General features: G+C 70.7%; 10 protein-coding genes. 6 read left to right on the top strand and 4 right to left on the bottom strand.

Annotated features, from left to right (window positions below; all coding sequences use genetic code 11):
* Nucleotides 1-93 precede the first annotated feature (93 nt).
* Nucleotides 94-2,130 (top strand): acyl-CoA dehydrogenase, encoded by a 2,037-nt coding sequence (locus LC438_RS16375; RefSeq protein WP_223587206.1) that lies wholly within the window; start codon nt 94-96, stop codon nt 2,128-2,130.
* Between the two features lie 105 nt (nt 2,131-2,235).
* On the opposite strand, the gene LC438_RS16370 is transcribed toward LC438_RS16375, so the two are convergent.
* The gene (locus tag LC438_RS16370; RefSeq protein ID WP_223587205.1) at nt 2,236-3,258 is read right to left on the bottom strand and encodes a hypothetical protein; all 1,023 of its coding nucleotides are present in this window, start codon (nt 3,256-3,258) and stop codon (nt 2,236-2,238) included.
* Nucleotides 3,259-3,380: 122 nt separating this feature from the next.
* On the opposite strand from LC438_RS16370, the gene LC438_RS16365 reads away from it, so the two are divergent.
* Nucleotides 3,381-4,424 carry an NAD(P)-dependent alcohol dehydrogenase gene (locus LC438_RS16365; RefSeq protein WP_223587204.1) on the top strand — a complete coding sequence of 348 codons (1,044 nt, stop codon included), beginning with the start codon at nt 3,381-3,383 and terminating at the stop codon, nt 4,422-4,424.
* 46 nt (nt 4,425-4,470) lie between these two features.
* Here the strand turns inward: LC438_RS16365 and LC438_RS16360 are convergent, their stop codons facing one another.
* Complete coding sequence (locus LC438_RS16360; RefSeq protein WP_223587203.1) at nt 4,471-5,448, bottom strand: nucleoside hydrolase; 978 nt, start codon at nt 5,446-5,448, stop codon at nt 4,471-4,473.
* A gap of 51 nt (nt 5,449-5,499) precedes the next feature.
* Nucleotides 5,500-6,915, bottom strand: a complete 1,416-nt coding sequence (locus tag LC438_RS16355; protein WP_223587202.1) for an MFS transporter — start codon at nt 6,913-6,915, stop codon at nt 5,500-5,502.
* A gap of 141 nt (nt 6,916-7,056) precedes the next feature.
* On the opposite strand from LC438_RS16355, the gene LC438_RS16350 reads away from it, so the two are divergent.
* The 3 genes from LC438_RS16350 to LC438_RS16340 are packed head-to-tail and all read left to right on the top strand — an operon-like array spanning nt 7,057 to nt 9,302.
* Nucleotides 7,057-7,842 (top strand): GntR family transcriptional regulator, encoded by a 786-nt coding sequence (locus tag LC438_RS16350; RefSeq protein WP_223587201.1) that lies wholly within the window; start codon nt 7,057-7,059, stop codon nt 7,840-7,842.
* A gap of 12 nt (nt 7,843-7,854) precedes the next feature.
* Nucleotides 7,855-8,694 (top strand): PfkB family carbohydrate kinase, encoded by an 840-nt coding sequence (locus LC438_RS16345; protein ID WP_105673849.1) that lies wholly within the window; start codon nt 7,855-7,857, stop codon nt 8,692-8,694.
* Between the two features lie 38 nt (nt 8,695-8,732).
* On the top strand, nt 8,733-9,302 hold the full coding sequence (locus LC438_RS16340; RefSeq protein WP_105673851.1) for a DNA-3-methyladenine glycosylase I: 570 nt from the start codon (nt 8,733-8,735) through the stop codon (nt 9,300-9,302).
* Nucleotides 9,303-9,375: 73 nt separating this feature from the next.
* Here LC438_RS16340 and LC438_RS16335 read toward each other — a convergent pair whose 3' ends face one another.
* On the bottom strand, nt 9,376-10,122 hold the full coding sequence (locus tag LC438_RS16335) for a GntR family transcriptional regulator (RefSeq protein ID WP_223587200.1): 747 nt from the start codon (nt 10,120-10,122) through the stop codon (nt 9,376-9,378).
* A gap of 202 nt (nt 10,123-10,324) precedes the next feature.
* Here LC438_RS16335 and LC438_RS16330 point away from each other — a divergent pair, with 202 nt between their 5' ends.
* Nucleotides 10,325-13,135: a metallophosphoesterase gene (locus LC438_RS16330; protein WP_223587199.1), complete on the top strand. Its 2,811-nt coding sequence runs from the start codon at nt 10,325-10,327 to the stop codon at nt 13,133-13,135.
* Nucleotides 13,136-13,145 lie beyond the last annotated feature (10 nt).

The following is a 13,145-nucleotide window of genomic DNA, read 5'->3' as shown; positions in this document are numbered from 1 at the left end:
CGCGGCATTCGATTGTGTGAATGTCACACGTGAGTTCTCTCGATGTTGTGGCAGACCTACCATTGACGTACCCCACGTCTTGAGAGGAACGCCATGGTCGACGTCGCCACCGTGTCCGAAGTGAAGAACCCGCAGCCCGATGTGGAGCAGATCACCGAGCTCCTGATGGGCACCTGGGCCGACATCCGTCGCCAGGCCCGCGAGATGATCAAGGACCCCGCCTTCTGGCGCAAGGACGACCTCGGCAAGGACGAGCACCGCGAGCGCGTGCTCAGCCAGCTGCACCTTCTCGTCGAGAACAAGGCCGTGCACCGCGCGTTCCCGAAGCGCCTCGGCGGCGAGGAGAACAACGGCGCCAACATCGCAGGCTTCGAGGAGCTCGTCGTCGCCGACCCCAGCCTCCAGATCAAGTCGGGTGTGCAGTGGGGCCTGTTCGGCTCGGCCGTGCTGCAGCTCGGCACCGCAGAGCACCACGACAAGTGGCTGCCCGGCATCATGAGCCTCGAGATCCCCGGCGCATTCGCGATGACGGAGATCGGCCACGGGTCCGACGTCGCCTCGGTCGGCACCACCGCGACCTACGACCCGGAGACGGAGGAGTTCGTCATCCACACGCCGTTCCGTGCGGCGACCAAGGAGTACCTGGGCAACGCCGCCCTGCACGGCGTCGCGGCCACGGTCTTCGCGCAGCTGATCACGAACGGCGTCAACCACGGCGTCCACTGCTTCTACGTGCCGCTGCGCGGGGAGGACGGCGTCGACCTGCCGGGCATCGGCCGCGAGGACGACGGGCTCAAGGGCGGGCTCAACGGCATCGACAACGGCCGCCTCAGCTTCGACCACGTGCGCGTCCCCCGCACGAACCTGCTGAACCGCTACGGCGACGTCGCGGCTGACGGCACCTACTCCAGCGCGATCGACAGCCCCGGCCGCCGCTTCTTCACGATGCTCGGCACGCTGGTGCAGGGACGTGTCTCGCTCGACGGCGCCGCATCCTGGGCATCCGCTCTCGGGCTCAAGATCGCGATCACCTACGCGACCGAGCGTCGCCAGTTCGGCGGGGCCGACGGGCAGGAGGTCGTGCTGCTCGACTACGGCAAGCACCAGCGCCGTCTGCTGCCGCGCCTCGCGACGACCTACGCGCAGATCTTCGCGCACGACGAGTTCCTGCAGAAGTTCGACGGCGTCTTCTCCGGACACACCGACACCCCCGACGACCGCGAAGACCTCGAGACGCTGGCGGCGGCCCTCAAGCCGCTGTCGACGTGGCACGCGCTCGACACCCTGCAGGAGGCTCGCGAGGCGTGCGGCGGAGCGGGATTCATGTTCGAGAACCGCCTCGTCGGGCTCCGTGCCGACCTCGACATCTACGTCACCTTCGAGGGCGACAACAACATCCTGCTGCAGCTGGTCGGCAAGCGTCTGCTCACCGACTACGCGAAGCAGTTCAAGGGCAAGGATGCCGCGGCCCTCGCGAAGTTCGCCGTCGGCCAGACCGCGGGCAAGGTGTTCCACGGTGCGGGTCTCCGTCAGCTCGGGCAGGCCGTCGCCGACCTGGGCTCGACGGCCCGCTCGGTGGAGAAGGGCCTGCGGGAGGAGCAGCAGCACGAGCTGCTCGCCGACCGCGTGCAGCAGATGGTCGCCGACATCGCAGGGCGCCTGCGCGCGGCGGGCAAGGACAAGGAGCTCGGAGCGCGGCTCTTCAACGAGAACCAGGCCGAGCTCATCGAAGCCGCTCGTGCGCACGGCGAGCTGCTGCAGTGGGAGGCGTTCACCGACGGGGTGAACCGAGCGACGGATGCCGGCACCAAGAAGGTCCTCACCTGGCTGCGTGACCTCTTCGGCCTGCAGCTCATCGAGAAGCACCTCGCCTGGTACCTCATCAACGGCCGCCTCTCGACGCAGCGCGCCGCCGCGGTGTCGAGCTACATCGACCGCCTGTGCGCGCGCCTGCGTCCGTATGCTCTCGACCTCGTCGACGCGTTCGGCTACGAGCAGGAGCACCTGCGCGCCCCCATCGCGAGCGGGGCGGAGAAGGCCCGTCAGGACGAGGCCCGTGCGTACTACGCCGACCTCGCGGCAGCCGGCAACGCCCCGATCCAGGAGAAGGCGCTGAAGAAGCAGCGCTGAGCGGCATCGCCTCGGTCGAAATGCGTTAGTCGGCGCCTCGCGTCGGAATCCTGTGTGGTTTCCGACGGGAGGCGCCGATTTCGGTGCCGGCCGGAGAGGTGAGCCTCAACCCTGAGTCGGCGGGTGCCCCTGAGTCGGAGGGTAGGGCTGCCCCTGCTGGTAAGGCGGCGCGGGCGGGTAGGGCTGCCCCGGAGCGTAGGGCTGAGGGGCGGCCGCGGGTCCGGGTGCCGGATAGTTCAGGGGATAGCCGTCTGCACCGAGCGGGGCGACGTAGGTCCCCGGCAGGATGCGGTTCTGCGCGCGTGCCCTCAGCAGCACGGCCGTGAACAGCGCATAGGCCAGCGCTGCCGCGACCCCGGCGCCCATCACCAGCAGCGGCGGGACGGAGCGGCTCATCTCCCTCGAGAGGGTGAAGAGCACGTCCTGGAATCCGCTCCCCGGTGAGAGCGAGAGCGGCGTGAGCACGAGCAGCACCACGGCGGGGAGCAGCAGAGCGAACGGCGACCACCGGGTCGTCATCACCCCCGCGACGACCAGCACGGCGCCGCTGAGGACCGCCGCGATCGCATCGAACGACACGTCGAAGCGGTACTGCTGGAGCGCGACGAGCATCCCCCTGCTGATGCCGAACGCGAGCAGTCCGATCCCGACGGTGAGCAGCACGGGTGCCGCAACGAGTCCGACGATGTTCATCGCCATCCGGGGCCGGGCGGGCGAGCGCCGCGCGAGGAGCAGCACGAGCCCCATCGCGCCGAACGCGAGGAACAGGGCGAGCGGGATTCCGTAGACGATGCCGTCGACCCACTCCTGCGGCAGCGGTGACTGATACATCGAGAGCAGCAGAGAGGGGAAGATCGCGAAGACGAGACTCGCGAGCGCCAGGATGCCGACGGTGAGCAGCCCCGCCGAGCTCCAGAACCCTGTCGCCACGACCGCCAGCAGCAGGAGGATGCCGACGACCTGCAGCAGCACGGGGCCGAGGAGTCGGCTCGGGTCGAAGCCCCCGAACGCGGTGAAGGTGTAGTACCACGCACGCCCTCCGGCGCTGAGGAGCCCGGCGCCGATCGGGGCGACGACGACCGCGAACAGTGCGGTGATGATCCGGGCAGGCATGGATGATCTGCGCATGAGACGTCCCTCCAGAGTCGTACCGGCCACGGTACCGGGCCGACGGGCGCCCTGCACGGCGATCGTCCGGCAGGGCGCGGAACGCGGGAGAATGGCGGAGTACGCCACACAGAGGAGCGCCCATGACCCGCGTCACCGCCTACGCCGCCCCCAGCGAAGCAGCCCCGCTCGAGAGGACCACGATCGAACGGCGGGATCTCGGCCCGCACGACATCCTGATCGACATCGCCTTCGCGGGCATCTGCCACTCCGACATCCACACCGTGCGCGGCGACTGGGGTCCGCAGCACTACCCGCTCGCTCCTGGTCACGAGATCGCCGGCACCGTCGCCGCGGTCGGGGAGAGCGTCACGAGGCACGCGATCGGCGATCGCGTCGGCGTCGGATGCCTCGTCGACTCGTGCGGAGAGTGCCCCGCCTGCCGCCGCGGCGAGGAGCAGTTCTGCCGCGAGGGCGCCGTCTTCACCTACGGCAGCACCGACCGCGACGGCACCATCACCCAGGGCGGGTACTCGCAGCAGGTCGTCGTGACCGAGGGCTTCGCCGTGCGCATCCCCGACGCGATCCCGCTGGACAGGGCCGCCCCGCTGCTCTGCGCCGGCATCACCACGTACTCCCCGCTGCGGCGCTGGGGTGTGGGGCCAGGCACCCGCGTCGCCGTCGTCGGCATGGGCGGGCTCGGCCACATGGGCGTGCAGCTCGCGCATGCGCTCGGCGCGGAGGTGACGGTGCTGTCGCAGACCCTGAGCAAGAAGGACGACGGCATCCGGCTCGGAGCAGACCACTACTACGCGACCGCCGACCCCGCGACCTTCAAGGAGCTGCGCGGGTCGTTCGACGTCATCCTCAACACCGTCAGCGCGGTGATCGACCTGCGCGCGTACCTCGGGCTGCTCGCGGTCGGCGGGGCGATGGTGTGCGTCGGGGCGCCGGGCGAACCGCTCGGACTGCCGATCGGCTCGCTCATCGGCGGCAACAAGACCCTCGCCGGGTCGAACATCGGCGGCATCGCCCAGACGCAGGAGATGCTCGACTTCTGCGCCGAGCACGGCATCGCCGCCGAGATCGAGGTGATCCCGGCATCCGAGATCAACACCGCCTACGAGCGCGTGCTCGCCTCCGACGTGCGATACCGGTTCGTCATCGACGCCTCCACCTTCGCCTGATCGACGGAGGGGAGCGGCGGACGACGCCTCTCCCCTCCGTCGAGGGTCAGCCGACCAGGATGCCGGCTCCGGTCATCCGCGCGATCAGGTGCGGAGCGAGCGGGGCATCGGTTCCGAGCACCACGCGAACCGTCGCCCCCGGCTGATCCACCGAGCCTCGTCGCTGCCCGCGCAGGTCGCAGATGGTCTGCCCGCGCGCAGGACCCGCCGTGGTGTCGACCACGACGCTCACCGCCGGGGCGACGATCGCGGCGATCCCGCCGACCGCGATCGCCGCGGCGAGGGGATCGTGCAGTGCGCTGCTGCGCTCGCCGTAGGTCTCGACGTAGAAGTCGAAGTAGAAGTCGAGCATCTCGCCGACCGTGCGGGCGAGCGGCACGTCCGAGGTGAGCAGCGCGGCGCGGTCGTCTTCGTCGAAGACGTTCTCCATCGTCACGTCCAGGGGCACGAGGGTCACCGGCCAGCCCGCGGAGAGGGTCGCAGAGGCGGCCTCCGGGTCGTTGCCGATGTTGGCCTCCGCCACCGGGGTGATGTTGCCCGGCACGAGGGCTGCGCCGCCCATGACCGTGACGCCCGCCACGCGAGAGGGCAGGGTCGGGTCGAGAGCGAGCGCGGTGGCGAGGTTGGTGAGCGGTCCGACCGCGATCACCTCGAGGTCTCCGGCGTGCTCGTGGGAGAGCCGGATCAGCATGCGCGCGGCATCCTCGTCCTCGGGCGTCCGTGCGGCGGGCGGGAGGACGACTTCGCCGATGCCGTTGTCGCCGTGGACGTGCGGAGCGCCGCCGTCGTACGGGTGGGTGAGGAAGTCATGCGCGCCGACGGCCACGGGCACCTCGGTGCGACCGGCGACGGCGAGCAGACCGAGGGTGTTCACCGCGGCCTGCGCCGAGCTGGTGTTGCCGCTGACGGTGCCGACGCCGACGAGCGCGATCTCGGGTGAGGAGAGCAGGTAGGCGAGGGCGAGGGAGTCGTCGATGCCGGTGTCGCAGTCGAAGTAGACGGGACGGGCGGTGGCGTGTGTCATGGAGTGCTCCGGTGGTCGGGAGGGCGGCCGCGGCTGCGGCCGCCCGAGGGGTCAGGAGGCGTCGACGGGGACGCGGGGGCGGATGAGGAAGCTGGTGATGAGGGCCAGGGCGGTGATGCCGACGGAGATCCACAGCGCCGTGACGTAGCCGCCGGGGGTGCCCTGCGCGGCGAAGGGGGCGACGATGCCGATGCCGAGACCGGCGCCGATGCCGAAGGCGCTGCCGTTCAGGCCGGGGAGCGCCGCCGGCGCCTCCGCGGGCGACTGCACGACGCCCAGGCCGTTGATCGTGGTCAGCACGATGCCGTTGTAGGTGATGCCGAGGAGCGCGATCATGGCGAACACCACCCAGAAGCTCTGGGGGAGCAGGGCGATGACGACCAGCAGGACGAGGCAGGCGATCATGCCCACGCGCAGGACGGGGATCCATCCGCGGCGCCCGGCGAGCCAGCCCGACATCGGCGCGGCGAAGACGCCGATCAGCGCGGGCGGGGCGAGGAAGAGCAGAGCCGCGGTGGCGGCGTCGAGGCCGAATCCGTGGGTGCCGTCCTGGCTGAGCAGTACCACGGTGAAGTTGATGACGGCGAAGACGCTCGACAGGGTCAGCACGGTCGTCGCGAGCACCGGCCACACCTGGCGGGAGCGCAGGTGCTCGACGGCGATCAGCGGGGTCGCGCGCCTCTTCTCGACCATCCAGAACGCCACGAGGGAGGCGACGGCGCCCGCCAGGAACAGGAGGGTGACCGGGGCGAGCCACCCCGCGCTCGGTCCGGAGGACACGAAGTACGTCACGCAGATCAGCGCGATCGACAGTACGGCAGCTCCCCACCAGTCCATCTTCCCGGCCGAGGCGCTGACCTGCGTGGCCGGGATCACCCTGGCCACGCAGACGATCGCGATGAGGCCGACGATGAAGATGACGACGAAGATCGAGCGGAAGCCGAAGGCCTCGCTCAGCAGGCCGCCGATGTAGCCGTCGACGCCGCCGACCCCGCCGTTGACGGCGGTGATGATGCCGAGGGTCGTGCCGAAGACCTTGGCGCTCAGCGATTCGCTGAGGATCACGTAGGCGAGTTGGAACGCGGCACTCGATGCGCCTTGGAGGACACGTCCGATGAGCAGCACGGTGAGGTTCGGCGCGAAGATGCACAGGAGCGTGCCGAGAGACAGGATGCCGAGCACGATGAACAGGGCGCGCTTGCGCCCGATGAAGTCGCTCCAGCGTCCGAGGACGACGCCGCCGACGGCGCCGGCGACGAAGAACAGGGAGGACACCTGCGACACGCGCCCGATGTCCTCGCCCAGCTGTGCGGCGATGTCGGGCAGGGCGGGCGTGATCATGCTCGCGTTCAGCTGATACGAGAGCACGCCGAGGATCAGGGTGGCGACCAGCCCGACGGCGCGCGCACCGCGGACGGGCTCGCGGACGGGTGCGCCGGGGGAGGCGGTGGGGGCGTGGGTGTGCACGGAGACTCCTTCGTCATGGGTGCCGTCGGGTGCGGCTTGTATGATGTTATACCTCTCCGGTCTAACATGGTCAACACGAGGTGTCCCGTGCTTGAATACGGAGGACGCTCGCGCCGGAGCGGCGACGGAAGGAGCGACAGGATGACGAACGGGATCGAGCAGTTCCTCGGACGGAGTCTGACGAGCACCGTCGGGCAGCCGCTGCGCGTCGCCGTCTACTCGCGCATCGCCGACGGCATCCGCTCCGGCATCTTCGAGCTCGGCTCCGCCCTGCCGCGGGAGACCGAGCTGGGCGTCGCGCTGGGCGTCAGCCGCACCGTGGTCCGCGAGGCGCTGATGCTCCTCGAAGAGGACGGGCTCATCATCACGCGCCGGGGCATCGGCCGATTCGTCGCCGACGACCTGCCGCGCGTGGGGCTCGAGGAGCTGCGGCCGCTGGAGCAGGCGCTCTCCGACGGCGACGACGACGTGGTCGTGCGCATGCTCAGCTTCGACCTGCAGTCCACCACCGACTTCACCTCCAGCAAGCTCGCGCTCGACCCCGCCGCGAACACGTGGTTCCGCGAGGCCGTCGTCGAGCGGCGCGGCGAGCCGGTCGCGATCCTGCAGGAGCACCTGCCCGCCGGCCGCTACCTCAGCGACATCAGTCGGCCGATCGCCGACGTGCTGGAGGAGGCGGCGACTTCTCCGTCGAGCATCCTGGCGGCGCTGCGCGAGCGGACCGACGTCGTCTTCGACTCCGCGGTCTGCGAGATCACCGTCAACGTGGTCGGCGCATCGCGCGGGTCGCTGCTCGGCCTCGGCGCCGCCGAGCCGGTGCTCATCCTCACCCAGACCGTCACCACGGGGGGAGCCCCCGTGTACCTCGCCAAGTGCATCGTCTCCTCCCGAGTCGGTCATCTCTCCGTCGTCCAGACCACGTCCTGATTGCGAGCCCCCGTGCAGAGTCCCCTTCCCCTCACCGTCGTCGGAAGCATCAACGTCGACCTCACCGCACGCGCAGAGCGTCTTCCGCAGGCGGGTGAGACCGTGGGCGGAGGCCGCCTGGTCCGCGAAGCCGGAGGCAAGGGCGCCAACCAGGCCGCCGCAGCCGCGCGGCTGGGCGCCGCGGTGCGCATGATCGGCGCGGTCGGACCCGACGCCGACGGAGCGTGGATGCGCGCCGAGCTCGATGCCGCGGGCGTCGACACCTCCGGTCTGCAGGCGGGCACGGAGCCGACCGGCGTCGCCCTCATCGTCGTCGACCGCGAGGGGGAGAACCAGATCGCCGTGTGCGAAGGCGCCAACGGGGAGGTCTCCCTCGACGGCGTCGAGTTCGCCGAGGGCGAGGCGGTGCTCGCGCAGCTGGAGATCTCCATGGACCTCGTGGTCGAGCTGGCCGCGCGGGCGCGCGGATACCTCGCGGTGAACGCGGCGCCGGCCCGCGAACTGCCGGACGCGGTGCTGCGACGCGCGGACCTCATCATCGTCAACGAGACGGAGTACGCTCTCATCCCCGCCCTCCGCACGGCCGCTCGGGTCGCCGTCACCTACGGCGGCGACGGGGCGAAGCTGTTCGAGGGCGGTGTCGAAGTCGCCGCGGCCCCTGCCGTGAAGACGACGGTGGAGAACACGGTCGGCGCGGGTGATGCGTTCTGCGCCGCGCTGACGATCGGCCTCGCCTCCGGGGCATCCGCCGCCGAAGCGCTCTCCGTGGCGTGCGCCGTCGGAGCCGCCGCGGTGGCCGATCCGCGGTCGCAGCCCCTCCTCGACCCCTACGACGCCTACCTCGCGCGCTGAGAGCCGGCGGTGTCCGTCGCCGCGGATAGCCTGGGAGCATGACCTCCCTCATCGCAGGACCCGACGCACTCGACCGCTGCGCCTGGGTCGGTGACGACGCCGAATACCGCCGGTATCACGACGAGGAGTGGGGCACCCCGCTCCGCGGCGACAGGGCGCTCTTCGAGAAGATGGCGCTGGAGGGCTTCCAGGCTGGTCTGTCGTGGATCACGATCCTGCGCAAGCGTCCGAGGTTCCGCGAGGTGTTCGCCGGTTTCGAGCCCGAGGCCGTCGCCGAGTTCGATGAGGGAGACGTCGAGCGTCTGATGGCGGATGCAGGCATCATCCGCAACCGGGCGAAGATCGAGGCCACGATCGGCAACGCGCGGCTCGTGCGGGACATGGCCGATGGCGAGCTCGACGCCCTGATGTGGTCATTCGCGCCTCCGGCCTCCGGCATCCGTCCGCGCAGCATGGCCGACGTCGCCGCCGTGACCGCCGAGTCGACCGCGATGAGCAAGGAGCTGCGGCGACGAGGATTCCGCTTCGTGGGACCGACGACGATGTACGCCCTGATGCAGTCCGCGGGAATGGTCGACGACCACATGGAGGGATGCTGGCGCGCCTGATGCCGTAGGGCGTGCGGACGTTTCGTCTCGCTGCGCCCGCTCGACGCCGGCACCACCCCTCAGGGCGTGAGGCTCAGCGCCGACCGGTCTCCCTCGTGAGAGCGGAGCGGGAGTCCGACGTGTTCTCGACGGCGAAGGTCGCCATCGTCGGCAGGTAGCGGTCGTCGGCGGTCTCGACGAGCGCTCCGTCCTCGGCCCAGGCCATGCGGCGCACGCGCAGGAGCGGGCTGCCGAGCGGGACGGCGAGGACCTCGGCGTCGAGCGGATCGGCGGCGACCGCGTCGAAGAGATGGCGGGCGCGCGTGGGGGCGAGGCCATGCGCCGTCATTGTCTGGTAGATGCTCCCGGTGTCGAGATCCGCCGCGAGCAGCACTCGGCCCACGTCGAGGGGGAAGGCGGAGCGCTCGAGCATGGCGGGGGCGTCGTCGAGCAGACGGAGGCGCACGATCTCGACGACCGGATCCCCCTGTCCGATGCCGAGCCCGGCGGCGATGTCGTCCGACGCCGGCCGGCGGGCGGCTTCGATCACGCGCTGACCCGGAACGCTGCCGATGCTCAGCGCCCATTCGGTGAACGAGATGAACGTCTGGAAGGGCTGCGTCGGGACCATCCTCTTGACCCGCGGGGGAGCGCCGCGGCCGCCGTCGACCGCTCCCTGCGCGCGCAGGGTCGCGAGCGCCTGTCGGATCGGCCCCCTCGACGTGCCGAACTCGGCGATGAGCGACTGCTCGCTGGGGACGCGCTCCCCCTCGGGCCATTCGCCGGAGCGGATGCGCGACAGCATCTGCTCGTAGAGCTGTTCGTGCAGCGGTGCGCTCACGTGCTGGCCCTCCTTGTCGCTACTTCTTCGGGATGGGATCCCGCTCTCTGACCAGTCTGATGCCTGTCGGTGAACATTCGGGGAACTTCGCTGCCAGAAGTTGTCATGACTACTTGCATTCAGCAGGCTCGTATCGGGCGATACCCGCGCCCTCACCCCGCATCGTCCGACCCACGGTCCCCCACTCCCGAGGAAGAAGCACATGAGATTCACACGCGGAATCGGAGCCCTCGCGGCCTCCGCCGCTCTCGCCCTGATCGCCGGAGCAGCGGCGAGCCCCGCGGTCGCCGCCGCGCCCACACCCCTCGCCGAGGGCTTCACGACCGGGTCCGCCGCCCAGGCGCCCGCGGGCTGGAGCGTCGAGAGCAGCAACATCGCCGGCATGCGCACCGGATGGCAGGGGTGGACGTTCCACACCGTGCCCGAGGTCCTGTCGACCTGGGGCAACAGCGGCGATCGCGGATCGTTCTCCCGCGCCGACGGCATGACCGCCGTGGTGCACTCCGACTCCAACCGCCCCACCACAGGGCGCTTCAGCTCGGTGCTCTGGGCGCCCGAGTTCGACCTGCAGTCCGGCGCCGGCGCCGTGCAGGTGACGTTCGACAGCCACTACAAGCAGGGGCAGGCCCCGCAGACGGCGCAGCTCGTCGCGCGCTTCGACGACGGTGCACCCGTCACCGTGGAGTCGTTCTCGCGCAACCGGCTCGACGAGCAGGTCTCCGTCGCGGTCCCGGTGCCATCGGGTGCGGGCAGCGTGCAGATCGGCTGGTCCTACGCCGAGAGCAGCAACAACTGGTTCTGGATGATCGACGACGTGCAGATCGGCGAGACGGCTCCGGTCGACTCCACCCCGCGCATCCTCTCCGCGACCAAGCCCGTCGCGGCGGCGGGCGCGACGCTGCCCGTGCAGATCGGCGGGCTCCGTCAGGGGCAGCAGCTGGAGGCGCTGCTCGGCGCCGACGCCGTCTCGGGGATCCCGGTGGCGGATGCCGCGGGCGAGACCTCCTTCTCGGTGACCCTCCCGGCCGGGGCCCCTGCCGGGTCGGCGACCCTGTCGCTCGGAGGGGCGGGCATCGCGCCGGCATCCCTGGAGATCACCGTGCTGGGTGCGGGCGACGCCGAGACCCACACGACCGAGCAGCAGATCTGGTTCGACGGCTTCGAGGCCGACACCTGGACGGTCAGCGGGTCGTGGAAGACCTCGACCATCGCCGACGTCATCGCCGAGTACGGCACCGATCGGAGGCACGCGTTCACCCGCGCCTCCGGGCGGATCGCCGTGGCCGAATCGGCGAAGGCCGCTTTCGACGGCACGCTGACCTCCGCTCCGATCGCGGTGATGCCCGGTGACGCGCTCGAGCTGCGTCTCGACAGCCACTACCGCAAGCGCGGCGGCGCCCAGCAGGGCACCGTCACGGTGTCGTTCGACGACGGCACGCAGACCGTGCTCCGTGCGCTCTCCGATGCGGATGAGGAATCCGCCCAGCTGCGGCTGCCGTTCTCCGTGCCAGCGGGGTCGAAGGCGATGACCGTGCGCGTCGACTTCAAGGCGGCCGCGGCATCCGGCTCCTGGATGCTGGACGACGTCCAGGTCGTGCGTCCGCTCTCCGCCCTCGCCGACGGCACGACGGCGCAGGCCGTGGTCGACATCTTCAGCGACGTGCAGGGTGCGACCACCCGACTGAGCCAGAACGTGATCCCCGGCTTCCGCGGCATGACGCAGAAGGCCGACGTGCTCGTCTCGAACGGCGACCTCGTCAGCAACGGCTCGACGTCGAACTACTCCGCCTACCTCGCGGCGCTCGCCGCGGGCGGCGGAGGCCAGTACGGCACGGTCGTCTCGACCATCGGCAACCACGAGTACTACGGGAGCGACGGGTCGGCGACGTACCAGAAGCGTTTCCTCGACACGACCGGCATGCGCGACGTCGGCGGGCAGGGCGGCCTGTGGGGCGAGGTGCTCGTCGACGGCGAGCTGCCCCTGATCTGGATCGGCAGCGAGTCGTACGACTACTCCGCGAAGACGGGCTCCGGCCCCTTCGTCGACTTCAGCTCGGCGCAGTACACCTGGCTGCGCGAGCGCCTCGACCACTGGCGGGCCGAGAACAAGCCCGTGCTGCTCTTCTCGCACCACCTGCTGCCGTACTCGGTCTCTGGCTCCTACGCGCGCTTCTACAAGAACGACTACGGCCAGGAGGAGGCTCGCTTCGCGGCGCTGCTCGCGCAGAACCCGAACGTGATCATGTTCAACAGCCACACGCACTGGTCGCCCACTCTGAACGACTGGAGCTCCGAACTGCGCACCGACCCGGCGCAGGCGCACGCGCCGACCGTCGTGAACACCGGCGCGGTGACGACGATGTACGGTCCGAGCGGCGACTGGGAGGAGAAGGCCGTCGGCGGCGCCGACCCCGTGGGCCTCCGCGCCGCCCTCTACGACGACCGCGTGCGGGTGACGGTGTACTCGTTCTCCACGACGGGCGCCTCGGAGATCAAGCACGTCGACGTCCCGCTGCCGACGGATGCTCCGGTGGAGCCCGCGCAGCCGCTGATCGACCTCGGCGCCGACACCGTCGTCGCCGGCGGCGAGCTCGCGGTCTCCGGCACGGGCTTCCCGGCGTCGGCTGAGCTGGCGATCGAGCTGCGCTCCACCCCGGTGCGGGTCGGGCAGGTCACGACGGATGCCGACGGCGCCTTCCGCACCACGGTGACGATCCCGAAGAGCACGCCCGCCGGGGCGCACACGCTCGCCGTCATCCTGCCCGACGGCACGGAGGCGACGGCGGCGGTCACGGTCACCGCGGCGGGCGGCACCGGTGATGCGAACGGCACCGGCGGCACAGGCGGAGCGAACGCCTCCGGCGGCGCGAACGGCGGGTCGGGGTCGACCGCGCCGGGCGGAGGACTCGCGACAACGGGCGCGGAGCCCGCGTGGCTGCTGCTCGCCGGTGCGCTCGCGCTGGCCGCCACCGGTGCGGTGCTCGTCATCCGCCGCCGCGCGACCCGCGGCTGAGACCCTGCCC

This window comes from Microbacterium sp. OVT16B (assembly GCF_019969705.1).
Lineage (GTDB): Bacteria > Actinomycetota > Actinomycetes > Actinomycetales > Microbacteriaceae > Microbacterium > Microbacterium natoriense.
This window is presented reverse-complemented; position numbering and strand designations above follow the sequence as displayed.

Bases quoted from the DNA above. Each gene is read 5' to 3' on its own strand.
- LC438_RS16375 (WP_223587206.1), top strand. From the start codon at position 94: ATGGTCGACGTCGCCACCGTGTCCGAAGTGAAGAACCCGCAGCCCGAT.
- LC438_RS16370 (WP_223587205.1), bottom strand. From the start codon at position 3,258: ATGCGCAGATCATCCATGCCTGCCCGGATCATCACCGCACTGTTCGCG.
- LC438_RS16365 (WP_223587204.1), top strand. From the start codon at position 3,381: ATGACCCGCGTCACCGCCTACGCCGCCCCCAGCGAAGCAGCCCCGCTC.
- LC438_RS16360 (WP_223587203.1), bottom strand. From the start codon at position 5,448: ATGACACACGCCACCGCCCGTCCCGTCTACTTCGACTGCGACACCGGC.
- LC438_RS16350 (WP_223587201.1), top strand. From the start codon at position 7,057: ATGACGAACGGGATCGAGCAGTTCCTCGGACGGAGTCTGACGAGCACC.
- LC438_RS16340 (WP_105673851.1), top strand. From the start codon at position 8,733: ATGACCTCCCTCATCGCAGGACCCGACGCACTCGACCGCTGCGCCTGG.
- LC438_RS16330 (WP_223587199.1), top strand. From the start codon at position 10,325: ATGAGATTCACACGCGGAATCGGAGCCCTCGCGGCCTCCGCCGCTCTC.